Genomic DNA, 26032 nt, shown 5'->3' with positions numbered 1-26032 from the left:
CGAGCGGGACGAAACCCCCGGCCGTCGACCCGAACGGCCCCGGGACGGACCCCGGCTCGAACGTACCCGCGCCAGGCGCAGCCCCGGGATGGCCTGCCCCAGCCCGCGAAGCGGGCGGCGGGGCGCGTGGCCCATCGGGGGCACTGCGAAAGCAAACAAAAACGCGCTGTACCCGGGGTTGCCCGCGGAGAGCGGGAGGCGAAGCCTCACGCAAATCCGCGGGCAACCCCGGGCAGCGCGCAGTAAAGGCATGAACCAGCGCAGCGCACGAGCCCGGCGCACCCGCCTGCAAACGAAGGGGAACGCGAGGAATAACCTCGCGCTCCCCTACGGGCGCAGCAACACGCCGGGCGAGCAGCGGAGCGGTGCCCCGATGGGCCATGCGCCCCGCCGCCCGCACCCCGGGATGGGAAAACCCAGCCCGAGAGGGTTAGCCTGCAGCTACGCCATACCAGGCAGTGCCCTCGTCGTGCCAGCCCAGCTTCACGAGATTCTTGTGCTCCTGGAGGCTGGTGGTGTAGTTGTGAGAGCCCGACTGGGCGTTGGGGTTGTACTCGCGGTAGAGCTTGACAGTCTGGGCGTCGTCGGAGTACCAGCCGATGCCCTCGTAGTTCCAGCCGAGCGAGACCAGCCAGTCGCGCTCCTCGGCGCTCATGGTGTAGTGGTGATCACCGCCGTTGGGGTTGTACAGGCGGTTCATGGCAACGGTCGCCACTTCGGGAGTGGGGTCGACAACGTTGAATGTCGCCGTCGTGGAGCTGCCCACGAAGCGATTGATGCCCGTCACCGTAGCGGTGGCAGTACCCGCCTTCTCGGTGTTGGCGAATTCAATGACGTAGTCGGTGCCAGCAACAAGCTGCTCGCCATCCAACGTCACCGTAGCGTCAGGCGTAAGGGCCTCGCCCGTCGTCGTTTGATCGGCCACGGAAACAACGGCCTTGCTCAGGTCGCCAGGATTGACCACCAGATACGCATCCGTGGGATTCGGCATCATGGTGATGGAGAACGTAACGGGAATCATCGCATCCAGCGAAGAGGCAACCACGCGGAACGTGTTGACGGTCGCGCCTTCAGCCGCAACATTCTCGGCAGCAACATGGTCGGCACCATAGGTTACGCCGGCAATATAGCCATTGCCTTCGGCAGTAGGCGTGATGTCGATGGCATAGTTGCCAGCCGCTTCGGTAATCGTTGCTTCGGCCTCAATGAACTTGCCGGCCATGGACGCCGTGCCGTCGCTCGCCTTCACGAAGGCGATAGGCGCGGAAGACGTAAACTGAACCACCATATCGGCAGAGTCAGTGCGCATGGTAGGACCTGCCTGATAGGTAAACGCAACCGGGGTCACCGCATGCAGGGCGGATTCGTCCACCATGGCAGCCCAATAGCCAGAGGCAACCTCATCAGCAGCAACGCCGCCAACGGAAAGGCCCTTCATAAGGGAAGCACCCTTGTCATTGAACGCAACTACGGCCATAACCTTGCCGTCCGAATCGACCTCGGAAAGACCCAGTTCACCCGTGGAGAAACCATTGGCCATGGAAACGCTCTGCGAAGAGAGCCCCTCGTAGGTGCCCGTGGTGTACCAGGTGGACTTTACCGAACCCGTAAGCGCCGTAGCAACCTGCTCAGCCGCCTTCAGGCGATCGTCGGCAGCCTTCAGGCTCTCGGCATCGCGGTCTTCGTCTTCCAGGGCGCTGCTGGCTTCAGAAATCGCCTTGGTCAGCAGCGATGCGCCCATAGGCTGCAGCTCGCTCGTAGCCAGGTCTTCCGCCGCAGCAATGTCGCCCAGCAGGGCGTTGCTCGCATCGACCTGCTCCTGGCTCGCCACTACGAACGTGGTCGTGATGCTACCCTGAGCAAAGTTAGCGTTGGTGGACGCGATGGTTACGGAGCCGCCCGCCTCGTAGGCCTTGACGTTGCTTACCGTGTAGTCAACGCCCTCCTGTAGGGTGTACTCCGCGCCGTTCACCGTAGTGGTAAGCACGGGATGAACGTCAACAGAACCAGCAACCTGGTCGGGTACCACAACGGAAATGTTCGTGTCGTCGAACGGCAGCTGGGCAATCGAGAAGGAAGCTTCCTTCGAGCCCGTGAAGCCGTCGCCGCCAACGGCGGTATACACAACGCTGTAGGAGCCAGCATTGACAACCTGATCAGCGGAAATCTCCTCGCCATCGGCATTCTTGTACGTGACCGTCATATGAACCTCTTCCAAGCCCATCGACGCGAAATCGCCGTACGTATTGACATAATGGAAGTCGAAATCGGCCAGCGTGAGGGCCTGAGCGGTGCCGTTGTACGTGAGCGGGGAATAGCCACGCAGGTTGGCCTTCGCCAGGTCGACGGTGTCGGGCGTAATGGTGAACTCGGCATTAATCGTGCCCTCGAAATTGCCCATGCCCGTAATAATGACCGTCGGGCGCTTCTCGGGATCGCCCGCCGTAGCGCCATTCAGCAGAAGGTTATCCGGCAGCCAGGAATCAACGTTGTTCGCGTAGGAAACCGTGTAGTCAACGCCTTCCTGCAGGGTGTAGTCGCCCGCTACAATGCGCACACCTGGCTCGATGGGCGACCCAGTATACGGACGAGACGCCAAGTTAGACAGGCCCGTAAGCGGAGAATCATACGCAACCAGCGAGCTGATGTCGCACTTGGTCACCTCGAACTCCTGCTCGATGCTACCCGCATATACGCCCATGCCGGTGATGACGACTTTCGCCTTGCCCACTTCGGTGTTGTTCTCGTACGCAACGCTATAGTCGATACCCTCCGTAAGGTACTCGCCATTCACCTCGATGGAAAGCCAGGGGATCGTTACGGGGCTGCCGCCCTGATACTGCTGGTTCTCGACGCCCGTAACCGTAGCGCCCTCGAGCGAGATCGGATCATCGAGGATCTTGTACGACGTGGAAACCGTGCCCGTAAGATTGCCCGTTGCCGACACGAGGGTAACGGTGTACGAACCGGCAGCAACCGGATCGACCTGTTCCCCCGCCTCATTGGTGTACGTCACCGCGTAATCGGCTGCAGGAAGCGCCTTATTGTTGCTGTTGAGCTTGAGCACGGGAACGGGCTTGATGGCCTGGCCGGTTGCCAGGAACTTCGAACCACCCTCGAGCGACAACGTCGCCTCGTAGGCGTTGGGATCGATATTCACCGCATCGATGGTGAACTCACCCGAAACGGTTCCCTCGTAATCGCCCATGCCAACGGCAGTGTACGTAGCCGTTCCGGCATTCACGTTATTGGAATAGGTGATGGTGTAATCCTTGCCCAAGGTGAGCAGGGAAAAGTCGTCGGTGTAGATGTCGGAGTCGAAGGGGCGAATCTCCGAACCCGTGTACTTGGGATTGCTCCATAGGGTGCCATCGAACCAATCCTGGTCGAGCGCCGTAGCAGCCCACGCCTGCGGGGCGCTTACGAGCAGGGCGAACAGGGCAAGCACAAAGACGGCAACGCCCAGCGCACCGCCCTTCACTCCCCCATATTTCATTCCCACGTTAGTTTGCATAAGACCTTCCTTTCCCTCGAGACGCCCACGCGCCTCGCCTTTACGCATATATGGAAGTGGCCCGCGCCTTTTGACGTGGGCCAGGAGGAACAAGGCGGGGCACGCGCATGCGCACCCCGCCCAATTCGCTATTTCACGCCGTACCAGGCGATGCCCTCATCATTCCAGCCGGCGGCAACGAGCATTTCAGCTTCGCTCTTGCTGACGGTGTAATGATGCGCACCGGAGGAGGCATTCGGGTTATACAGGCGGAACAGCGGCGTACCCTGGGCATCGTCTGAGTACCAGCCAATGCCCTCGTAGTTCCAGCCGAGCGCCACAAGGCCCTTCATCTCTTCCTCGCTCACCGTGTAATGGTGGTCGCCGCCATTGGGGTTATACAGGCGGTAGACCGGCGTATCGCTGGTGACCGGGGCATTCCAGGCGCTGCCTTCGAACTGCCAGCCAGCCTTCACAAGCGTATCGCGCTCGGAGGGAACGGCCGTATAGAAGTGCTCGCCCGAATTCGGGTTGTACAGACGCAGCATCTCGGACGTCTCAACCTTCGCCGGAGCCACGGTACCCGATTCGTTGAAGGCGGCCATTTCGCTTACCAGCATCTCATCGTGAGCATCCACCTGCGCCTGAGTTGCGCTGGAGCTCGACGCCACCGACTCGGCAGCGGCAATGGCGGCCTGCAGTGCGGCGTATGCGGCATCAGTCTTGTCACCCTGCTGGATAGCACGCGCTTCCTCGATGTGTCCACGAAGCACGCCCTTTTCGACGCTTGCAGCCTCGGCAGCCTGCAAGGCCTGCAAGCTGGAAGCGGAAACGTACGACTTGGCGTTATCGGACAGGGCCTCGTATGCCGCACGGGCAGCAATGACGTCTGCCTGAGACTGAGCGCCAAGAGTGCTGGGCAAGTTGGCGATCAGCTGCGTGGCGTACGCAGCGCCCACGGCATCGAGCTTGGCAACGCTATCGGCCGAGACCGCAGCGCGCGCCTGCTCGGACAGCGAGGCGTAACCATCTTGCGCGGCCTTGACATCGGCCCCGTTCGCAGCGGTTACCGCATCGGCTTCCGGCAGGGCGGCAATGGCATCCTCTACCGTGCCCGATCCAGCAGTCAGCTGGAAAGCGGCAACGGCCTGCTGCAGCGCAGTCTGGGCAGACTTGATGTCGGAGCCCTGCGCGTTGTCGTTGGAGGCAACGGCCTGGGCGTCAGAAATAGCCTGCTGCAGCGTCTGGAAGGCGCTATCGCTCGACGTGCCTTGCTCCATGGCCCTCGCCACTTCGAGGTCGGCCTGCAGCGCGGCAAGGTCGTCACTTGCGGCGGCGGTCATGGCCTTCACGACACCTGCGGTTTCCACGGTGAGACACGACGCATCGCGCACTTCGGCGGTAAGCGTCTCGCCCGTGGTGATGGGCGTCCAGTTCTCGCACACGTTAGACGTGGACCAATTCTGAATGGTCATGGTCTCGCCATCGGGAAGCGTGCTCACGAAGCGATATTCCTTCGAGCCGGCAACGCCGCCCGAAACGTCCACGTACACCTTCTGCTTCTTGCCAGGCTTCACGACGCCGCCAGCCTCAACGGCATCCTCGGACGTAGCAGATGCGACCGTAAGACCCGTCGACGAAGTGCCGTTCTGGGAAGCAGAGATCATGTTGGCAACAGCCTGCTGGTCGAATTCGACATCGCAGCTCTGCTTGGTGGTGACGCCGGAGTACGACAGCGAGAAATCGACAACCTGGCGGCTTTGCAGCTGCTCAGCCGTGAGCGTGGCGAAGTAGTTATCGCCATCCTTCTCCATGGGCGCACCGCCGATGCTCATGCCAATGATCATGTCGGCATACATGCTGTTCGGGGCAAAGATTACGGTATAGGTTCCGTCGCCATTCGGGAAGGCAGTCGTAGAGGACCCCAGGTAATTGCCCACCGAAGACGTATCGTCGGTACCGGTCTTGTACCAGCTTACGCCTACCGCGTAGGTCTTCGCGTCGCCGGTTTCCTCGCCCGTACCACCACTCGTGGGCTCACCAACATGCAGCGTCGCGGACAGCGGCTGATAATCAACCAAGTGGGTGGTGCTGACGCCCATCGACTTCAGCGTCTTTTCCGCCGTCGTCCAACCAGAAGTCACATTGCCCTCGGCGTCGGTCTTGGGCACATACACCTTGAAGGAGAGCATGTTGGATCCCGTGGGGGAAGACAGTTCAAGGGATTCGAGGCTCGCGGGCAGAACAAGCGTGCTCGGCGCCTCGTCATACACGATGGAAACCGTCTTCATGCCCTCGCCGAAGTACGCGGAGCGCATGCCCTCGAACCCGCTGTAATCCATGCTGTCGAAGAACGCACCCGTCGGGAATTCGCCCTTGGTCAAGAAATTGTCTTCAGTGACCATCGAGCCCGTCTTGCCATTGCGAACAACCAGATGTTCGGGCATGTTGCCCATGAACGAATTGCTCGGGATATACGCGATGCTGGCCATATCGACCGTGGTGAGCTTGTCAGTGCTGTAGAAGCCCGTCACATGCTCCAGGCTTTCGGGGAAGTTTATTTCCTCGAGGTTGGAGCAGCTGTTGAACGAACCAGTGGCCAGGTTGCGAATGCCCTCGGGCAGCGTAACCTTGCGCAGGGAGCTATTTCCGCGGAACGCCTGCTCATCAATGGATACCGTACCCTCTTCCACCGTGTACTCGGTGAAGGTATTGCAGGGCAGGGACAGAATGAGGTGCTTGCCAGGATACTGGGGGTCGACCTCAGCGCTCATTTCGCCATACAGCACGTTGTCGACGACATGATAGACCGGGTTGTTCTCGGATACGGTGATCTCGGTCAGGGCGAAGTCACCCGTGAAGGCGCCCGCCATCGAACCGGTCATGCCCGCGCCGATATGAATCTTCTTCAGGTTAGGCATGTTGGCGAAGCAGCCACCGCTGATGGACGTAAGCGTATCGGGGAAGACGAACTCGGTAAAGCCCCTGTCCTCGCCGAAGGAGCCATCGCCAATGGACTCCAGGCGCGTGCCGAAGTCAAAGGACGTGAGGCTCTGGCAGTTGTAGAACACGTACGTACCGATATGCTTGGTACCGCCCACCTTTACGCTGGTGAGGAACTGGTTGTTCTGGAACGCACCGTTGCCGATGCTCTCCATGCTGCTCGGCAGGTCAAGCTCGTTCAGCGAACCTTCCACGAAGCAATCCGCGCCAATCTCACGCAGGCCTTCGGGGAACGTGACATGCTGCGTTGACGTAGAGGCAAAGGCATAATCGCCCAGACGCTCGGTACCCGCGGGCACATCGTAGCTCGAGCGCTTCGCGCCCTCGTTCACGGTCACGAGCGTCTTGCCGTCACCGCTGAACAGCACGCCGTCTACCACCTTGTAATTCGTCGTAGCAGGGGAAACCTTGTATTCAGCGCAATTCAGGTTGAAGGCGAAGGCCTTTTCCAAGGAATCGGCCGGAACGCCAGCGCCCACGGTAATCGACCTGCAATTGCTCATGTTGGCAAATGCGCTTTCTCCCACGCTCGTCACGCTATCGGGAATGACCATCTGGGACGCACCACACGCCTGGAAGGCTCCCGTGCCAATCGTCTCCAGCCCGTCATTGAGCGTGATGTTCTTGCTGGATACGCTCGAGAAGGCCATAACGCCCACGCTCTTCACGCCCGAAGGCAAGGTAATGTCCATATTGCCAAGGCTCGTACCCGAGAAGGCGCTATCCGCAATAGTGGTCAGGGCGGAAGGCAGCTGGCCATTCACTACCGAGCCATCGGCCTTCACCACGCTAATGGAGCCCAGGGAGCCATCGGAGCTAAGCGCCTGGTCGCCAATCTCCGTTACGGCATCGCTCATAACGACATCCTGAACCGAGCAGTAGTACAGCGTCTGAGCAGGAATCTTCGTGAGGCCATAGGGGAAGGTAACCTTCTTCACGCTCGAGGTATTGAACGTGCCACTGCCCAGGTTTACCAGATTGCGAGGCAGCGTGATCTCGTCCAGCTTCAGATCGTAGTAGAAGACATTGTCTTCCATCGTGGTCAGGCGGCTGGGGTTGGTATCGGAATCTTCGAAGTTCACCGTCGTGAGGTTGGGCATGTGCTCAAACGCACCGTACTCGATCTTCTCCACGCTTGCGGGAACGGTTACGGTCTGGCAGCCCGTCTCGGCAAACGCCTGGGGCCCAATGACCTCAACATTGTCGGGAATGGTCACGTTTTGCAAGGATCCGCCGTAGTACAGCAAACGCGGACCTTCGGGGTACGTTTCGTCGATAACGAAATCGCCGTAGTTGTCCTGACGCACCTTCACAGTCATGTTCGCCGTGTACGTGGAGGATTCTCCCGTCGCCGCATCAACATGGGTCAAGGTAGCAGTAAGCGTTGCGTTACCCGTGGTATTGCCAGCGGTAATCGTACCCGTAGCAACGTTATCGCTACCTGCGGATGCATCAGAAGAGTCCTTGACCGTCACGATCGACTCATTGCTACTGCTCCACTCGATGCTATCGGAAGCATACGCAGGAGACACGACGACCTTGGCATCGTAATCCGCGCCAAACGAGACCGTAGCCTCGTTCGCCTGCATCGCAATGCCCACCGATTCGGGAACCTCGGATACATGCACGGTAACGGTATCGGACACGGAAGCATCGTACGTCGACGTACCCGTAATGGTAACGTCGCCCTTGGCATGAGCCGTCACAACGCCCTTGTTGTCAACCGAAGCAATGGAAGAGTCGGCGCTTTCGTACGTAATGCCCGTTTCCGTTGCGTTGCTAGGGGTAAATGCACTGGAAAGCGTCACGCTCTGACCCTCGTACAGCGTGTTCTCGTCAGGCGTGATGTCAACAGCAGTAGGAGCGATCTGATTGATGACGATCGTTTCCGGCGAGCCACCATTCAGGCCGTAGTCGTACGCATACAGCGCAACCGTATCGGGCATCGGGTCAACAAGAGACGCCTCGTCGGCAACGCCCTGCCACGCGGAACGCAGGTTGCTAATCGGGATATCGAAATGCCAGGTACGCGTGCCGTCCTCGTTCGTGACGTACTGCTCTTCCGACGCCTCATCCGCCGTGGCGCTGCCATTGCCATCCTTGTCGTCGGCAAGCTGGCGCAGGAAGTAACCCTGGTGCACGGTGTCGTAGAACTGCACGGCAGCAAGCCAGCTATTATCGGTGACGTCGAAGCTCAGCACGCGCTCATCGCCCTGGCCGGAATACGAGATGTTGGAAATAACCGGCGCCTGCGTATCGTAATAGAACGAATCGGTCTGCTTCTGAACGGCACTGCCGTCGCCGCCGGCAGTGGTAGCCGTCTTCGTCATGGTGTACGTACCCTGCGGCAGGTAATTACCCGTATCCTCGTCCTGGCCAGAGAATGCGAACGGACCCGTCCACTGCTCGCCATAGGTCATGCCGTAGTTGGAAGCGTAACGCGACTTCACCTGATAGTCCTGATCGAACGAACGAACGACTTCGCCCTGTTCGTTCGTGTATTCCACCGTATACTCGTTCAGGTTGCGGCGCAGGCCCGTCATGGGGCTGGCGCTATTCGGGCTCGAAGAGTACGGCGTGCTCGAAACAACCTGCTTGCCTTGATGCACGAAATTGGAGTAGTCGCCATCAACCGCCAGGCTCGTGCCGCTATCCAGCGGGTTGATGCCCAAGGGCAGGTTGGTCGTACCACTCGTAAGGGCGGTGCCAATCACATGGGAGCCCGTAACTACCTCTTCCCCGTTGATGGTCGTCTTGGAGGTAGAGCTATAGCTATCAGAGTCGAACGCAGGCACGGCATCCCAGTCACCGTAGAAACCGCAGAACGGCGTGGACAGATCGGGGTTACCCGAGCCATCGGCAGCCTTCAGCAGAGCAAAGCCCTCAACGAACGTACCGTTGGGCGTATTGGCCGCGGCCCACTCGGTGAATGCGGAACCGCAGGAGATGTTCACCGTGTAGGAGGCGGAGCCATTGGCGGGTACAACCACGGCACCATCGGTAAGGCCCGTGTAGCTCACGTCGATACCCGCACCCGTCCAGTCTTTGCTGGCTTGCTGGAACAGGCCATTCGCCACCGTATCGGAAATGGCGTGCGTATCGGGCGTATAGGAAGCTTCCGAATCGCTGAAGTTATGCAGCGTAACCTTGAAGCTCCAGGTGCCAGTCGAGCTTTCGCCCAAATCGGCCTTCGGGCGATCGGCCACCTTCGCGCCGTCCACGGTTACGTACACGGGAGTAGATACCGCAGCTTCCACATCCGCCAAGCCAGCACCCTGCTTGCGCGGGGAGTAGTAGCTCGCGGAATCCGCACTGTTCACGATGGGGCGTGCGGTGCTCATGAGAAGCTGGCTGACCAGGCTATTCTTTTCGTCCTGGGACTTCCCGGAAAGCGCGGGATTCGCTTCGATGTACTGATGCACCTGAGCGGTAATGCCGGCCATCTGAGGGGTGGCCATGCTCGTGCCGCTCATGTACGCATAGGCATTGCTGCTTCCGCTCACCGAGCTGTAGATGTTGCCACCCGGAGCGGTGATTTCGGGCTTGATGTCCATTTCGGGGGTGGTTCCCCAGCTGCTGAAGTCGCTCATGACGTAGTTTTCGAACGTTGCCGAATCGGCCTTTGCGTCATGCACGACCTTGATCTGGGCGGAACCAAACTCGATCGCCTGCTTGATGTTCTCGCCAGCTTCCAGGGAAATGCCCACCGAGGGGATTTCCTGGGCGGTGGTAAAGCCGAAGTTCTGGTTCGTGCCAGACGCGTTATCGTAGAAAACGACGGCTACGGGATTCAGCGACGCAACGTTCTTGAGCTTCTGCTCGAAGGAGAGTTTTTCACCATTATCCTCGCCGCCACGCTGAATGAGAACCATCTTGCCGGCAAGCGTTCCGCCCTGCGCTTCGGAAAGCGCAGCAACGTCGGCCGCGGAGCCAATGCCGCCGTCGACAATATCGTAGGAGCCTTCATCCAAAGCGTTGAACAGGGGAACTTCGGTGCCATCCTGCGCGGTAACGTCGCGATACGCAACCTTTTCGTCGGCGAAGTAGAATACCGAGCTACCCTCCGCATTGTTCACGCTTGCCACGGCAAAGGAGTTGTCGAACGACGCAGGGCAGGAAATGATCTCGGCATCGGGGTCGGTCGCGTACGGCAGATTTTCGCCGGACTTGTTCCCGTAGGCCGCGTTATACGCATTACCAGCAGCAACGTTCACCACGATACCCTGGTCTTCCAGAGCGTTCACCGCATCGGCATACGTCTGGCGAGAGCCCTCGGCACCAAAGCCATTGTCGCTGCCGAGCGACATGTTCACGACATCGATGTTGTTGCCGCTCGCTTCGCCCGCCTTGTCCAAGGCGGCTACATCGTCCATGGCGGCAATCAAGTTGCTGTCGTAGATGTTGCCCTGCAGGTCGTCGCATACCTTGAACATCATGATCTGCGCATTGGGGGCGGCGCCTTCGATTTGGCCGCCATTTGCGGCAGCGATGCCGGCCACATGCGTGCCATGCGTAAGGTCGGTATAGGTGCCAGGCGTAACCTCGTTATCGTTGTCCGCGTAGTCGTAGCTAAACACGATCTTGCTGTCGGTGTACACGCCCGACTTGCCAGCGGCGAGGTTCGTCTTGGCGGCGTTGATCTCGTCTTCCGTCCAAGCAACATCCACACCGCTCATATCGCCATCAAAAGCCTCGTGGTCAATCTGCAGGCCACTGTCGATGATGGCGATGGTCTGGCCATCGCCGCGATAGGCAACGTCATCGGCATTCGTCATGTCCAAGCTCGATTGATTCAACGCATTGGTGGACTGAATGCCCATATCAGAGGGAATCGAATACGACTGCTCGACAAACGCGTTCTTCACGCCATCGAGATTCTGAATGGCCTCGAGGGCGCTTTCGGGCGCCTTGATGGCGAAGCCGTCGATGACGTTGTAGTAATCGGCAATTTCCTCGATGGAATCGTCGGAAGAGCTATCGTCCGCGGAAAAGAGCTGCAGGCCACCTGCATTGCCAGAACCCTGGCTCTCCCCCCGCAACCACATTGCGGATTGCGTCGCGCATGGAGTCATGGCGCGATTCTGAGCTCGGCGCGCCAAAAGACAGGCCGAACAATTGCACGCCCGAATTCCAGTTGTCCTCAAGCTGAACGATGATAGTGACTTTATCGCCAGACGTCGGCGTCTGGTCCTCGATGGCATTGCCCGTAGCAACGTCTGCGCTCGACGCGCCCAGCTTGGTAAGCTGCTGTTCCAGGGACGTATCGGCAGTTTCTTCCACCTGCTGCTGTGCCTCGGCAGGCACGTCGTTTTGGGACGCAGTCTCATCAGCGAATGACACACCGGCCAGGCCAGTGCTCGCAGCCAGCATGACAGCAACGCCCGTAGCGGTTACGCGCGTGAGCATGCCGGAGCGACGCCACGGGGCTGCATCCCCGTCTTGTACCCTCATACCCTTTCCTTCCTTTGGACCCCTTGCGGCACCACTGGATACAGTGGTGCCATGGTTAAATTTGCGAGAATGGTACCAAAGAAAGTAGGTAAGCCTAATTTGTGCTTACGGAGGATAATCCATTCGGACCAACGCGTTGTTTTACGACATTTTCCCAGTTGAAGAGCGAGTCGCTCATAGGCAATACGACCCCACTGGTTTCATTTCCCGCATTCCTCATCCGAATGGGTTGACAGAAGTTAGACTTCTTAAACTGTTAGTTCGCCCTAATTCAAGTCCTTTTGGGCTAAAATGCGCGAGCAAGTCCTCCACGTTTCCCACACAAGATGCGAAATAGGCCATAACGCACTGCGGCCCGCCGAACGCATCGACGGGCCGCAAGAACCACTCTGCGAGAACGACTCCTAAATATGCTTCACGAGGCGAACTATATTCTTGCCCTCGACGCGTTCGTACGTGAGCTCATCCACGCACTTCTTCGCCATGAGGATACCCAAGCCACCAATAGAAACCTGATCGATATCGTCGGACACTTCGGAAGTGGGCTTCTGCAGCGGATTGAACGATACGCCCCTATCGACGATGGAAATCATGATGGAGGCGGGGTCCGTATTGCATGCGCAGCTCACGCGTACCGTACCGGGATTGTCCTCGGTTGCGCGCGGGTATGCGTAGTGGCATACGTTTACGAACATCTCCTCAACCGCAATGTCTATCTTGTGGCACACCGCGCTGGGGCAATCGAGCGCCTCGAGCTTACGATGAATGAACTCATCGACTTCCTCGAGCTTTTCGTCGGAAGCAGGCAGCTCAATCTGCTCGAAGCTCTCGGGGGGCACGCCCACCTTCAGCACGAGCATGGTAATGTCGTCGGACTGCTCGGCGCCCTCGGCAAAGCGCGAGACGTCGGCGCGCACGGAACACAGCAGCTGACGTGGCGAATAGCCCGCGCGCTCCTTCACGAAGTCGATAAGGCGATCGGGGCCATACAGGTTCTCTTCCACGTCCATAGCTTCGGTCACGCCATCGGTGTACAGCAGGAACGTATCGGAAGGCGAGCATTCGATCTCGTAGGGCATGTAGGGCATGTCCTCGAAGAGCCCCAGCGGCAAGCCCGAACGCTTTTCCAGCCACTCGCACGAATCGTCATTCAGCACAAGCGGTGGATTATGGCCCGCATTAACGCAGGTCATGCGCATGGACTTATAGTCGAGGACTCCAGCGAACGCGGTAACGAACATGCCGGCTTCGTTGCCCTCGCACAGCTCACGATTCGCGCTTTCCATGGCAAGCCCCAGCTCCATACCCGATTCCATGTAATAGCGAATCTTCGACTTCGCCGACATCATGAACAACGCCGCCGGCACGCCCTTGCCGGACACGTCGGCAATGACGAAGCCTAGCTTGCCCGCTTCAGAATTCGAATCGCCAATGAGGAACAAGTCGTAGAAGTCGCCGCCCACCTGCTTGGCCGCATTCATGTCGGCGAAGATGTCGAACTTCTTGATCTCGGGGAACGGGGGGAACGCACGCGGAAGGGCGTTTTCCTGAATGGCCCTGCCTGTTGCAAGCTCGGTATCCATGCGCGATTCCGCTTCGGCAATCCAACCCTTCAGGGCACCGACCGTATGGTTGATGTCATCGGAAAGCGACGAGAACTCCGTAATGCCACGCACGTTCACCTGCGTGCTCAAATCGCCACCCGTGATGCGGCTAAGCGCCCCATTCACGTGCCAGATATTGCGCACCACCAGGCGCTTGATAACGAAGTACACCACCAGGAACAGGATGGCGAATACGAGGACTTCCATGAACGAGGTGATAAGCACCGCCACATCAAGCGAGAACCGTACTTCGGATGCGGGATGCACGGCAATGATACGATAGCCCTCTACCTCTTCGTACGTGGCATAGCACTCTTCCCCATTGAATGACGTGGCGAAGAGCTCGCCTTCCTGAATGCCATCGGCGTCGGAAGAAAGCGCGCGAGCATCCTGCACCCCCACGTCATTGCCAGCACTCACCACGTTGCCCGTGGCATCGAGCACGACAACCTGGCCATTTTTTCCCACATGGCGATTCCGAACCGCCTCTTCCACCTGCATGGAAATATCGTCAACGAAGTTTTGGGCGTCGTAGCCTACCTGCACGAAGCCGCCTTCGACCGTAACGCCCGCATACTTGCGCCATGTAGTTTCGTCGTACGCCATGGGCTGGTACGACTGCACGTATTCGGTTTCGCCGCCCCCGGGAAGCAGGCACAGAAATGCGCGAGACTGATCGCCCGATGACATGTCAAAGCCGATGAAACTGGTATTCGAGCTGGCAATTACGATGCCATTGCCGTCGACCATGCACACCTCGGCAACGTCGAGGTCATCGGCAACGCGGGCACACTCCTCGTTCGTTGCCTCCTGCGCCGAGGGCAGGGACAACGCCGCCTTGTTGGTGAGCATGAGCAGGTTTTCGTCCGAAGCGTCGGCAATGGCCCCACGTACATCCGACACATTGAGTCGCAACAGCGATGCCTCGTCGGAATACATAAAACGCGACTGCAGTATGGCCGTGAACCCCACGGTGATTACGAACACCGCAAACACCGACACGAGCAGATACGCTTGAACGACCTGGGCAATCCCCCGCTGACCGCGCGGCATAATCGAAGGCCGGTGATTCAGTCGAGCCAATGCGATGGCGGAAAGAGCCACGGAAATGCCCACGCACGAGATCATGGGCAAGGCACAAGCTTGCACCACCTGGAACGCGCGCACCGACTGGTCGAAATTGGTGAGGAAGACGAGAAGCAGGTGGAGGACCTCCACCACCAATCCCGTTGCCATCGCCATGGGCCATGAGGGCATGCGGCTGTCGAACAGGTATTTATGCAGCAACGCGGCGTAGACGCCAGCGGCGATGGTACCCAACGTGCACGCCAGGCGCGTGAACTCCCCCGCGCCCCACAAAACGGCAAACCAGCGCTCTATGCCGCCAATAAGGCCAGCTATAATGCCCGCTGGCCCGCCAAAGAATAGGCCTGCGGCCAGGGGAGCCGCGTCGCGCACGTTCATAGTGGCGCCATTCGTGGGGATGCCGACTTCGGTGCCATACACCGCGATGAGGCCGAACACGATGCCCGCGATAACCTGCCACCAAATCTTCGGGATGCGCATAACGCACCGAATGCGGCGCAAAAGCGTAAGCCCGACGCAAGCGATTACAGGCAACAACGTGGCAAACGCGAACTGAGCAATAACGAGAGCATCCATAAGGCACGGCCCTTCCCCCAGACACCTTGCTATCAGTGTACCAACCCAGAAGCGCATTGCGCCCGTCAATCTGCGTGAACGTACCCCGTCCCTTGTTCATATTTGAAAGGCAAAAGAAAACCGGCCGAAGAACTCGACCGGTTTAAGAATCCGCCTTGGGTAGCAGGGCCCCGCAGCCGCCCAAGGGGTATCGAGAGTTGTTGGCTAGATAAGCTCGGCGACCTTGGCCTCCAGCTTGTCCATATCGGCAGTGGGCTCGAAGCGGGCAACGACATTGCCCTCGCGATCGACCACGAACTTCGTGAAGTTCCACTTGATGTCGGGATTCTTCTTGTAGTCCTTATCGATCGCCTTGAGCATGGCGCTCATGGCAAGAGCCTTCGGCCCATGCCCGAAGCCCTGAAAGCCCTGCTGGCTCTTCAGGTACTCGAACAGCGGAAGCGCGTCTTCCCCGTTGACGTTCGACTTCCTCATCTGGGGGAACTGCGTGTTGTAATTCAACGAGCAGAACTCGTGAATCTCTTCGTCGGTACCCGGCGTCTGGCCGTTGAACTGGTTGCACGGCACGTCAATGATCTCGAGGCCCCGCTCATGATACTTCTCGTACATAGCCTCGAGCGGCTCGTAATGCGGAGTGAAACCGCAACCCGTAGCCGTGTTAACCACGACAATGACCTTGCCCTTGTAATCGGAAAGCTTCAGCTCTCCGCCGTCAACCATCGGTACGCTGTAATCGTAAATGCTCGCCATAGCAAACTCCGTCCTATCCATTTTGCGTAATTCGATTGTACACAATTGAATCAGCAAATGCAAACGGCGCCTCATAACAAAACGGTTACGAACGCCCCTCCCCTCAACCCGGAAAGGCGAGTTTTCGGCGCAGCCGAAAACAAGCGGGACCACCCGCCCCAACCCGCAACGGCGCCTCCCGCCGAAGGCGGGACAGCGGGACGGACCCGCGGCCCTCGATAGCGCATTTCGCCCATAGGGCGAAATAGCGGGACAGATCCCGCAACCCGGAAAGGCGCATTCCGCCCGCAGGGCGGAACAGCGGGACCACCCCACCCCACGACCCGGGAAGACGCATCCCGCCCGCAGGGCGCGACAGCGGGACAGCCCCTCGACGACCCGAGGCAGCGCATTCCGCCCGAAGGGCGGAACAGCGAGGGCAAACGCCACGACCCGCCCCGACTCGCATGCCGGTTAAAAGCGCAGCCTTGCCTCACTCGGGATGGGGCTCGCGGGGGCTGGCAGCCCCTGGGGCACCCTGTGAACACCATCAAAACGCGCTGTTCACGGGGTTGGGGCTGGGACGGGGAGGCAACGAAGGCAAAGCCGAAGTTGCATCACCGTCCCAGCCCCAACCCCGTGCAGCGCCAGTACAAAACTGCTGAACAGCGCAGCGCACGAGCGTAGGTTTCGGCCCGCGCGGGGCCGAAACCACGCGAGCAGCGGAGCGAGGCGTGCCCCAGGGGCCGCCAGCCCCCGCGAGCCCGGGACGGAACCGAGTTACCCAAACAAGGCTGAGATTTTCGGCACATACCCCATGATGAAGATGATGATCATGAGGGCGGGAATGCCCCAGGCGCACCACAGGCGCAGCTGCGGCGGAAACTTGATGCCATCGCCCGCATCGGCTTCGGCGATAAAGCGATCCCATCCCCAGCCCAGGCGCGTGCTGCAGAACACAGCGAACACGATGCCGCCTAGGGGCAGGATGTTGTTAGACACGATGAAGTCCTCCACCGACGAAATGTCACCCAGACCAGGCACCACAACATCTGAAAGCACGTTAAAGCCCAGCGCGCAGGGAATGCTCAGCACGGCAAGGGCGATTCCGTTGCGCAGAACGGCCTGCGTACGGCTGATGCCCCAGCGATCCATGCACCAAGAAACGATGGTCTCGAACACGGCAATGACCGTGGAAAGAGCGGCAAAGCTCATGAACACGAAAAACAGCGCACCCCATACGTTGCCCAGCGGCATGCTGCCGAACACGATGGGTAGCGTAACGAACACGAGAGAAGGACCCGCATCGGGATTTACGCCAAAGGCGAAACAGGCGGGGAAGATTATTAGACCTGCCATGAAGGCGACCAGGGTATCCAAGCCAGTAGCGGAAAGCGCCTCCGTCGTCAGGCTACGTTCCTTGCCAATGCGCGAACCGAAGATGGCCATACCGCCCATGCCCACGCTCAAGCTGAAGAACGCCTGGCCCATGGCCGCGTACACGGCGTCGCCGAACGTGCCAAGCTGTTCCGGCAGGGAATCGCCCGCAAACAGGCGCGAAAAATCGGGCTGCAGGTAGAAAGCGATGCCCGCATCGGCTCCGGGCAGCGTAACCGCACGCACGCACAGCGCAAGCATGATGACGAACAGTGCGCCCATCATGAACTTCGAAACGCGCTCTACGCCATTACGCAGGCCGCCAATGGTAACGGCCACGCCCACCGCAACGGAAAGGAGCATGAACAGCACGAGCTGCACGGGGTCGGCGATAAGGGCGTCGAACGAGGCGGCCGCGGCATCCACGCCCGCATTCGTGAACTCGCCCGAGGCGAGGCGTGGAATGTAGGCAAGCATCCAACCGCAGATGGTGGTATAGAACATGAGCAACAGCATGGAACCCACGTAGCCCCACCAGCTGAACCAACGAAAATCGCACTTAGACGGCAGAATATGGAACGCCCGCGCGGTGCTGCTCTGGCTGGCCCTGCCCACGGCAAACTCCATCACCATGACGGGCAGCCCCAAAATAACCAGGAACAGCACGTAGATGAGAATGAACGCACCGCCGCCATACTGTCCGGCAATGTACGGAAAACGCCATACGTTGCCCAAGCCAATGGCACAACCGGCCGCAACCAGAATGAACCCCAGACGAGATGCGAAATGCTCGCGCTCTTCAGCCTGATGCTGCTCCATATTCAAACTCCCCGTCGTATGTATGCAATAACTCGCACATGATACCAGAGACGCATGATGCGTCGGCGCCTCACGGGGCATTTCGTACGAGCGCGCGGGCTACTTTCGCTCGGGCGAACGATAGAACAGCATGATGACCAGGGAAAGCACGTTGATCCCCGCCACCGCTACAAGCTGAGGCACATAGCCAACGCCACCCATGCCAGTAGTTGCAAGGCTAATGAGCAGGGCCGGAGCCACCGTCGTTCCCACCTGACGGACAAGGGCGATGGTGGCGATGGCAGAACTGGAATCCTCTTCCGAGGTGTTTTCCAGAATCATGTAATTGAGCGGCGTGCCCATGGCGAATCCCATGCCCAGGCCAACTACGGCCAGGCCCAGGACAAGCCCCACCACGGAAGGGTTCGGCGCCACTACGAACGCCAAAATGGCAAAGCCGATGGCCATGACGCCCAGTCCACCGACGAGCACGGGCTTCGCACCGTGGCGATCGATGATCTTGCCACCCACGGGCGGGCCCACGATGGCAAAGACACCCATGATGGCCATGTAAAAGCCACCCGAGCCTAGGGGCAGGCCTAGCGCCGCTTCAGCGAATTCGGGAATGAGCACCATGCTGATGATGACGCAGCCCACCAGGAACGACACGACCATGGTAATCACGATGCGCGCATTATGCAGGTATTCCAGATGGAAGATGGGGTCGCTCGCACGGCGCTCCCATGCACGAAACAGGGGGAGCAGCACAAGGAACAGCGCCAGGGGAACGAGAGTGCGAATGCTCTGCAGCCCCGCATTCTCCACGGCGAACAGCGTATGGAGCAGCGCGAGAATCATGACGGTGAACAGCAGCGAACCCACCACGTCGAGCTTACCCTCGTGGGCAACCTCGCGCTTGGGCAGCCAGGCGCTTGCGCCCACCATGAGCAGCAGGCCAACGGGAACGGCCACGAAGAAGGCCCAGCACCAATTCTCGGCACCCACCAGGGCGACAATACCACTGCCGGCAGCAGCGCCAACCACGTTCGAAAGACCCGCCACGGCAGCCACCATGCCCAGCCACATGCCACGCTTGCCCTCGGGCGCCGAAGCGCCCATCTCGGCCGTGGCTACGGGAATAATGCCACCCGCGCCAATGGCCTGCACCACGCGACCAACCATGAGCAGTGGGAAGCCACCCGCAAACTGGGCCAGGCCGCACAGAAGGGAGCCCATGGCGAAGATGCCCATGCACCACGTGAAGACGCGCTTGCGCCCCAAGCGGTCGGCAAGCTTGCCCGTCGTGGGAATAGTTGCAGCATAGAAGAGCGTGTAGACGTTCACCATCCAAATGCCCAGGGAATTATCGATTCCCATGTCGGTCTGAATGACGGTTCGCAGCGGCGCGATAAGCCCCACGTACAGGCCACCCACCAGCAGGCCTATAAGATACACGGCAGCAATGCGGCCAAAGCCGCGCGATTCGTTGGCAGTCATACCACTCCATCCCTCACTTGCACATGCGGCAAGTATATGCGGCAACGCAATTGGCAGTACGCAATTGAGTTGCAAGTCATACGGTTCCCAGAAAAAGATACAGCGAAAGGTGTATACCTACTCTTCCTCGCCCATGCCCAGCAGGTCGAAAAGCTCGGCGCGGCTATGGATGTCCATCTTTCGATAGATATGCTTGACGTGGGTCTTTACCGTATCCTTCGATACTACCAAATCGGTTTGGATCTGCCCCACCGTGCGCCGACGAGCGAGCAGCTGCAGCACCTCGCGCTCGCGCGGGGAAAGCCCGAATTGCCCCGCCAGCTCGTCGCAGCGAAGCGCACGATCCTCACGACGCATGCGCGCCAGGTCGGCCTGCGAGGCGCCTTCCGCACGAAACGAGACGCCCCAACGACTGGAGAAGTCTTTCTCGCTGGTAAACAACAACGTGCCAATGACCACAAGCGCCACGGTAATGACGCCGATGACGAGGGCATTCGTGTCGGGGTCGCCCACGAGCGCAAGTCCCTGGGCCGTGTAACGACCGCCCATGGCGAACAGGGCGCGCACGCCACGTTCAATGCCGAACAGCCACACGGCACTCATGCCGTAGCGATACGACATATTCGCCAGGATAAGCATGATGAGCACGGAAAACGCCGTGTAGCTAGCCGTGGCGAAGCAATCGGACACCACCTCGTTGAGCGTGCCGAACGCGGGAAGCACCAAGAAGGCGCCCATCATGAGAGGCAACGCCACGCGGTAGAAATACGAAAAATCGAATGTGCTCCCGCGCAGGTATATCCACAGGAACAGAAGCACGCCCACCACCAGGGCGCCCGGCGACGAATGGGGGCCGATGCCCATGTCGTACTGGCTGAGCTCGCGCAGACCGTAGGCAAATGCATACACAGCCATGATAAGCACGGGCTTCCAGGGGAAGCTAAAGCGCGCCGTGGAAGCATGGGGGCGCTCGGCAGGTGGCAGGCCTATGAAACCCAAGGCCACAAACACAAGCGAGCCCAGCGGCAACAGCATGGCCATGCCGAATTGCCAGGGAGGCTGCAGGCCACGACAGAGATACAACACGCAAGCAGCAGCCACAATGGACGCCGAATAGTACAAGCCCACGCGATACGGAGAAAGCGATGCGTACAATTCCGACCAGAGCAAGATAATGCCCGCCGTACCTACGCCGCCCGTGACCACCGAGAAAATGCCACACGCACGCGAGGCATGTCCGAACAGGCCCGCGAACATGCCCACCGTGCCGGCAAGCATGAACAAGGCAACGGCTACGTAGAAAACCCTGCTCCGGAAGATGGGCTCGATACGCCTATGCAAAGCCGCGCACAGGAACAACGTGATAATCATGGCTATGTCGTAGTAGTTATGAATAGCCGAGCCGTCGTAGGGAAACGGGATGAACGAACCCACATAGACGAGCTCAATCCATGCGCGATACAGTGCCAAGCCCAAAAACGCAAGCGGCACATAGGGCATCTTGTCGACCACCCAAGCCAGGGGCAGACGCTTGCTACCCGACATGCCATCCTCGTAGGCGAAGGAGGCGAAATTCGCCTCGGTAAGGGCCATGGCGCTATCAAGGGAACCGCCCTCGTCGCGACCTTCCTTGCCGCAGCACCCCTCACCCGAGCGTCCCTTCGCCCCGGGAACTTTGCTCCCCTTCTTCTCCCGTGATTCCACGCGACCTCCCAACCGCTTTTCGCATAGGGGTATTATACGCAATCACACCCTCACACCGCATGGAGCCCTCTTTGCGTTTCCCCAGTTGAACCTGGGGTGATACCCCGGGGGTGATAGCAATCCCCCACCTAATTCAAAAACAGGCGAAGACCCCAGCGGGCGCATGGAAGTACATTGTGCGCAACAAGGGCGCCGCATCGTAGCATGCGAACGCAGCGGCGCCGAACATCGCATCATTGGAGGGATGATAGGTATGGGACAGTCGTTTAGCAGACGAGATCTATTCAAGCTGGGAGGCGTAGCCGCGGCAAGCGTGGCAGGCGCATCGGCTCTGGCCGGATGCGGACCCAAGAGCGCCGAAGCGAAAGGGTACGGCGGCGCCACCACCACGGGAACCACCACCGAAGCGGGTCACTTCCGCGACGGCCTGCCCGGATTCCTGGCCAATAAGCCCGATCCGATTACCAAGATTGCCGAAGAGCGCGATTACGACGTCGTGGTCATTGGCGCCGGCAGCCCCGGCGTTCCCTGCGCCCTGGCGGCGTTGGAGGCAGGCGCAAGCGTAGCCCTACTCCAGAAGGAAGCCGAAGCATCCGCTCATGGTAACTCCGGCTCGGGCATCGACCTGGAAAACAGCGACCCATCTCATGTTGCCCACCTCATCGGCCAGCTCATGACCGACAGCCAGCATCGCCCCAACCGCGCCCTCATCGAAATGTGGGCCCAGAACAGCGGCGAGGCCGTGAAGTGGGTCATCGAGAAATCCGCAGCCGGCGGCGCGCAGGTCATCGACCAGGGCAACGCGCAGCACATGCCCCTCATCAAGAAGTTCGGCTACAACATGTCCTTCGTCACCTCGTTCTTCGGCCCCAAGCCCTACTGCACGGGCGACGGCATGAAGGCCATGTGCAAGCAGGCCGAAAGCGAGGGCGTGGAAATCTTCTACAGCACGCCCGCAAAACAGCTGGTCACCGACAAGGATGGCCGCGTCACCGGCGTTATCGCCCTTATGCCCGACCACACCTACGTGAAATTCAACGCCCGCAACGGCGTGGTCGTTGCCAGCGGCGACTACCAGAATGACGAGGAGATGCTGAAGTATTACCTGCCCGACCTGCAGTATCTGGACCAGAAACAGCACGGCCGCACGGGCGACGGCCACAAGATGGTGGTATGGGCCGGTGGCTGCATCGAAGACTTCGGCCACACCAAGATGCTCCACGACTTCGACGCGGGCCCCGCTTCCATGTGCGACATGCCCTTCCTGCGCATGAAGATGGATGGCGAGCGCTTCTGCCGCGAAGACACCGAGATGTCGCTCATGAACTGCTACCTTCGCAGCGAAAAGGACCGCGGCAACTACATCGAGGTCTTCGACTCCGCCTACATGGAAAAGGCCGCTGCCTTCCCCGGCAAGCTGGTAGACCCCGAGGGCCTGCGCGTGTACATGCCCGAAGAGGACGTCGAACGCAAGGCGGTCATCCCCACGATGATCGGCACCTACAAAGCCGACACGCTGGACGAGCTGGCCGAGAAACTGGGCGTCACCGATGTCGCGAACTTCAAGAAAACCATCGCCCGCTTCAATGAGCTTTGCGCAAATGGCGCCGACGTGGACTTCGGCCTGAAGCCCGACTACTTGAAGACCATCGACACCCCGCCCTACTACGGCATTCATCGCCACGTGCGCATGAGCGCCCTATGCTCCGGCGTAAAGGTGAACGACGACCTGCAGTGCGTCACGCCCGAAGGCGAAGCCATCCCCGGCCTGTACGCCATCGGCAACGTTGCAGGCGGCTTCTACGGCGGCATCGATTACCCGCTCACCGTGTTTGGCCTGAACCTGGGCCACAACTACACCCAGGGCTACGTTCTGGGCAAGCGCCTGGGCGCCATGTAGCCAATACCGGTCGCGTACGCCCCGCGCGACGCACCTTACGCAATTCCGCGCTGCGCACGGACCCCCTCCCCGTGCGCAGCAGGTTCCAAGAAACGAACCCGCATTGGCCTGCAGCCCGATACGGGTTCTTCCCATTTCGGGCATGAAAAACGCCGCCCGTAGGCGGCGTGGCGAAACGGGGGGGGTGCTATTCGGAAAGCAGATTGTCGACGAGCTTGACGATACGCTGGTAGGCAACCGGACGATCGAACTGCTCTTCGGCAATACGGCGAGCAGCAGCGCCCATGCGAGCACGCACCTGGGGACGTTCCTGCAGTTCAAGAATGGCGGCAGCCAGAGCATCGGGGTCTTCCGAGACAATATTCACGCCAAAGCCGTCGTTGGTGACCTTGCGGGTAAACTCCTCGTTCGCCAGCGTATTGATCATGGGCTTGCCCGCAGCCAGATAATCGCCAATCTTCGAAACGATGCTCTGCGGGGCCTTCTTCACAAAGGAATTCACCAACACGTCGGAGGCCTGCAGGTACGCAGCCATCTCCTCGTGGGGGCGATACCCCAAAAACGTACAGTTGCAGCCAAGTTGCGCGGCAAGTTGGCGCAGTTCGGGGGCAAGCGGGCCATCGCCCAGAATGACCATGCGCACGTCGGTATGCCCGCAGCGCTTCAAATGGTCGGCGGCAAGCACCATGGTGCGAATGTCGTAGCTGGTGCCAATGGTGCCCGCATAGGTAACCCAGAATTCGTCTTCGGGCTTATGCACCAAGGACGCATGTGCGGCAGCCTCGGCATCGAAGGCGGAAACGTCGTTGCCCACATACACGGTGATATGCGGAATGACGTGGTTCATGTACTTGCTGGGGCGCAGCGCGTATTCTTCCGAAGTGCCAATGGCGGCGGTAGTGCGCGCGTACACCGCTTCGGCATCGCGCTTGAAGCCGCGGAACAGCAAGGGGCTGAGCACGGGCACGTCGAAGACCATGCGCATGGCTTCGGGCCACAGGTCGTTCACGTCGACCACGAAGGGGATGCCCGCCTCTTCGGCGTACTTGGCGCACACCAGGGCCATATCGTTCGGCGGAACCTTTGCCAAGACCAGGCCATATTCGTTGTGGCTCTTGAAGTACTCGGCAAGACGACGCGAGACGATGGTGTGATTGCGCACGCGGCTGGGCGTAACGTTCTTGGAATAATTAGGCGCATCGATAAAGACGACGCGATACCCATGCGTTTGATACGCAGGGTCGGCCGTGTTGCGCTGGGCCTTATCCCAGTGCTGGAACGAGCTGGTAATAAGGTCGACCTCGTAACCCGCATCTGCCAACATGCCGGCGATGAACGCCGTGCGGTCGAGGCCTTGCGTTTCGCCGGGTAGACGCACATCCATGGTAACCAGCGCAATCTTACGATTGACTCGTTCCATTACCATGCACCTCTCCCTTCGGCAGCTCGATTCAATAGTGAACCGATTCTAACATGCCCGAATTAGAGGCCGCGTTACGCCTACGTTACGGCACAAAGGCCACAATACATAGATACGCAAAAGGGCCACCCGCATACGCGGACGGCCCAGGCAAGCTTGACTATGCGAAGCAATAAACTACAGGTTCATGCCACCGTAGATGAGATCGGAAAGATCGCTTGCGGTGAGAGCGGGGTACTCGATATCCCATTCGCCCATGGTGTTTTCCACGTCGATGTCGAGCGTGCGGGTAACCACAGGCGTGCTATCCATGGACTGCAGCATGAGAGCGCCAATGGCCTGATATGCGCTATCCATATCGGAGAACGAAGAGGAGTCGAGGTTATTGACGGACGTCTGGAAGTCGGTCATGAAGTAATCGAAGTCACGCGTGGTGATAGAGCAAGTAACCGTACCTTCGCCATCGGCAACGTTGGCGCTCGTGGCGGTGCCGCTCAGGTCGCCCACGAGCCACTTGGCAAACTGATTGGGGTCAACGCCAACCTGGGAAAGTCCGAAGCCCGTGCTGGAGCTGAAAGAGCTATCGATCTGAGAAGCCAGAGAAGAAATCTCGCTGTCGGAGAACGTCAGGTTGGTGTCCAGGTAATCCTGCACGCAGGCCATGGCAGCAGCCTCGTCGTCGGAAGACGGCGTCGAGGGCGTCGAAGGCGTTGCGGGCGTATTGATGCTGGAGCTACCGTTGCTATTGAGCAGGCTGGGGTCGGCAGAGGAGACCATGGCCAAGATAGTAGCCGAGAAGATGATGGCAATTACGATCCACAGGATAGAAATGACCAGACCGACGATACCGCAGGTCTTGCCCGTCTTGGCGCGGGACTCCTGCGTCTCGCGATAAGCGCTGGAACCGATGGCGATGGCCACGATGCCCAGGATGATGCCCACGATGGGCATGATGAACGCGAAGATGATGGACAGGATACCGCAGACGAACGCACCCGTTACCTTGCCATTGGAAGGCTGGGAAGAGGGAGCGGTACCGGGCTGCGTGTAGCCCGCGGGAGGAACCGTGCCGGTCACGGGCTGCGTAGGAGCCGCAACAGGCCGAGTGGGGGCCACAGCAGGCTGAGCGGGAGCAGCAGGCTGCGCCACGGTAGGCTGATCAGCGTCAGTGCCAGAGAGTTCACTGCCGCACGAAGTGCAGAACTTCGTTCCTTCCAGCTGTGAAGCACCGCATTTCGGACAAATCATATTCTTACCCCTTTCGAGGGACGGCACCTGCCCTCCCCATAGACGAAACGGCTCAATACTACCACACTAGCCGTATGAGTAAACACGCGAACCATTAGGTTACATTAATCTACGAACAAAGATTCCCGCGAGAAACGATATTACTC

11 protein-coding genes are annotated in these 26032 nt (G+C 59.6%); 1 reads left to right on the top strand and 10 read right to left on the bottom strand.

Annotation, left to right across the window (positions count from 1 at the left end; translation table 11 throughout):
* Positions 1-430: 430 nt before the first annotated feature.
* From E7002_RS08525 to E7002_RS08490, 8 genes are all read right to left on the bottom strand, one after another.
* Positions 431-3514 (bottom strand): hypothetical protein, encoded by a 3084-nt coding sequence (locus tag E7002_RS08525; protein WP_303728473.1) that lies wholly within the window; start codon positions 3512-3514, stop codon positions 431-433.
* A gap of 128 nt (positions 3515-3642) precedes the next feature.
* On the bottom strand, positions 3643-11541 hold the full coding sequence (locus tag E7002_RS08520; protein ID WP_303728472.1) for a leucine-rich repeat protein: 7899 nt from the start codon (positions 11539-11541) through the stop codon (positions 3643-3645).
* On the bottom strand, positions 11471-11947 hold the full coding sequence (locus E7002_RS08515; protein WP_303728471.1) for a hypothetical protein: 477 nt from the start codon (positions 11945-11947) through the stop codon (positions 11471-11473). The genes E7002_RS08520 and E7002_RS08515 overlap by 71 nt, the downstream gene beginning before the upstream one ends.
* Before the next feature lie 404 nt (positions 11948-12351).
* Entirely contained in the window at positions 12352-15213 is a 2862-nt protein-coding gene (locus E7002_RS08510) for a SpoIIE family protein phosphatase (RefSeq protein WP_303728470.1), read from the bottom strand.
* A 204-nt stretch (positions 15214-15417) separates the two neighbouring features.
* Positions 15418-15963, bottom strand: a complete 546-nt coding sequence (locus E7002_RS08505; RefSeq protein ID WP_303728468.1) for a glutathione peroxidase — start codon at positions 15961-15963, stop codon at positions 15418-15420.
* A gap of 759 nt (positions 15964-16722) precedes the next feature.
* Complete coding sequence (locus E7002_RS08500; protein WP_303728467.1) at positions 16723-18138, bottom strand: sodium-dependent transporter; 1416 nt, start codon at positions 18136-18138, stop codon at positions 16723-16725.
* A gap of 99 nt (positions 18139-18237) precedes the next feature.
* Positions 18238-19614 carry an MFS transporter gene (locus E7002_RS08495; protein ID WP_303728466.1) on the bottom strand — a complete coding sequence of 459 codons (1377 nt, stop codon included), beginning with the start codon at positions 19612-19614 and terminating at the stop codon, positions 18238-18240.
* A gap of 117 nt (positions 19615-19731) precedes the next feature.
* Complete coding sequence (locus E7002_RS08490; protein ID WP_303728465.1) at positions 19732-21318, bottom strand: helix-turn-helix transcriptional regulator; 1587 nt, start codon at positions 21316-21318, stop codon at positions 19732-19734.
* A 253-nt stretch (positions 21319-21571) separates the two neighbouring features.
* Between E7002_RS08490 and E7002_RS08485 the strand changes: the two genes are divergently transcribed.
* A complete protein-coding gene (locus E7002_RS08485; protein ID WP_303728464.1) occupies positions 21572-23218 on the top strand; it encodes an FAD-dependent oxidoreductase in 1647 nt (548 codons plus the stop codon).
* 187 nt (positions 23219-23405) lie between these two features.
* On the opposite strand, the gene E7002_RS08480 is transcribed toward E7002_RS08485, so the two are convergent.
* The gene (locus E7002_RS08480) at positions 23406-24638 is read right to left on the bottom strand and encodes a glycosyltransferase family 4 protein (RefSeq protein ID WP_303728463.1); all 1233 of its coding nucleotides are present in this window, start codon (positions 24636-24638) and stop codon (positions 23406-23408) included.
* Positions 24639-24815: 177 nt separating this feature from the next.
* Positions 24816-25886 (bottom strand): zinc-ribbon domain-containing protein, encoded by a 1071-nt coding sequence (locus tag E7002_RS08475; protein WP_303728462.1) that lies wholly within the window; start codon positions 25884-25886, stop codon positions 24816-24818.
* Positions 25887-26032 lie beyond the last annotated feature (146 nt).

Origin of the sequence: Denitrobacterium detoxificans (genome assembly GCF_015062615.1) — a bacterium.
Taxonomy (GTDB): Bacteria; Actinomycetota; Coriobacteriia; order Coriobacteriales; family Eggerthellaceae; genus Denitrobacterium; species Denitrobacterium detoxificans_A.
The sequence above is the reverse complement of the archived record's forward strand: the minus strand, read 5'-3'. Positions and strand labels throughout refer to the sequence as shown.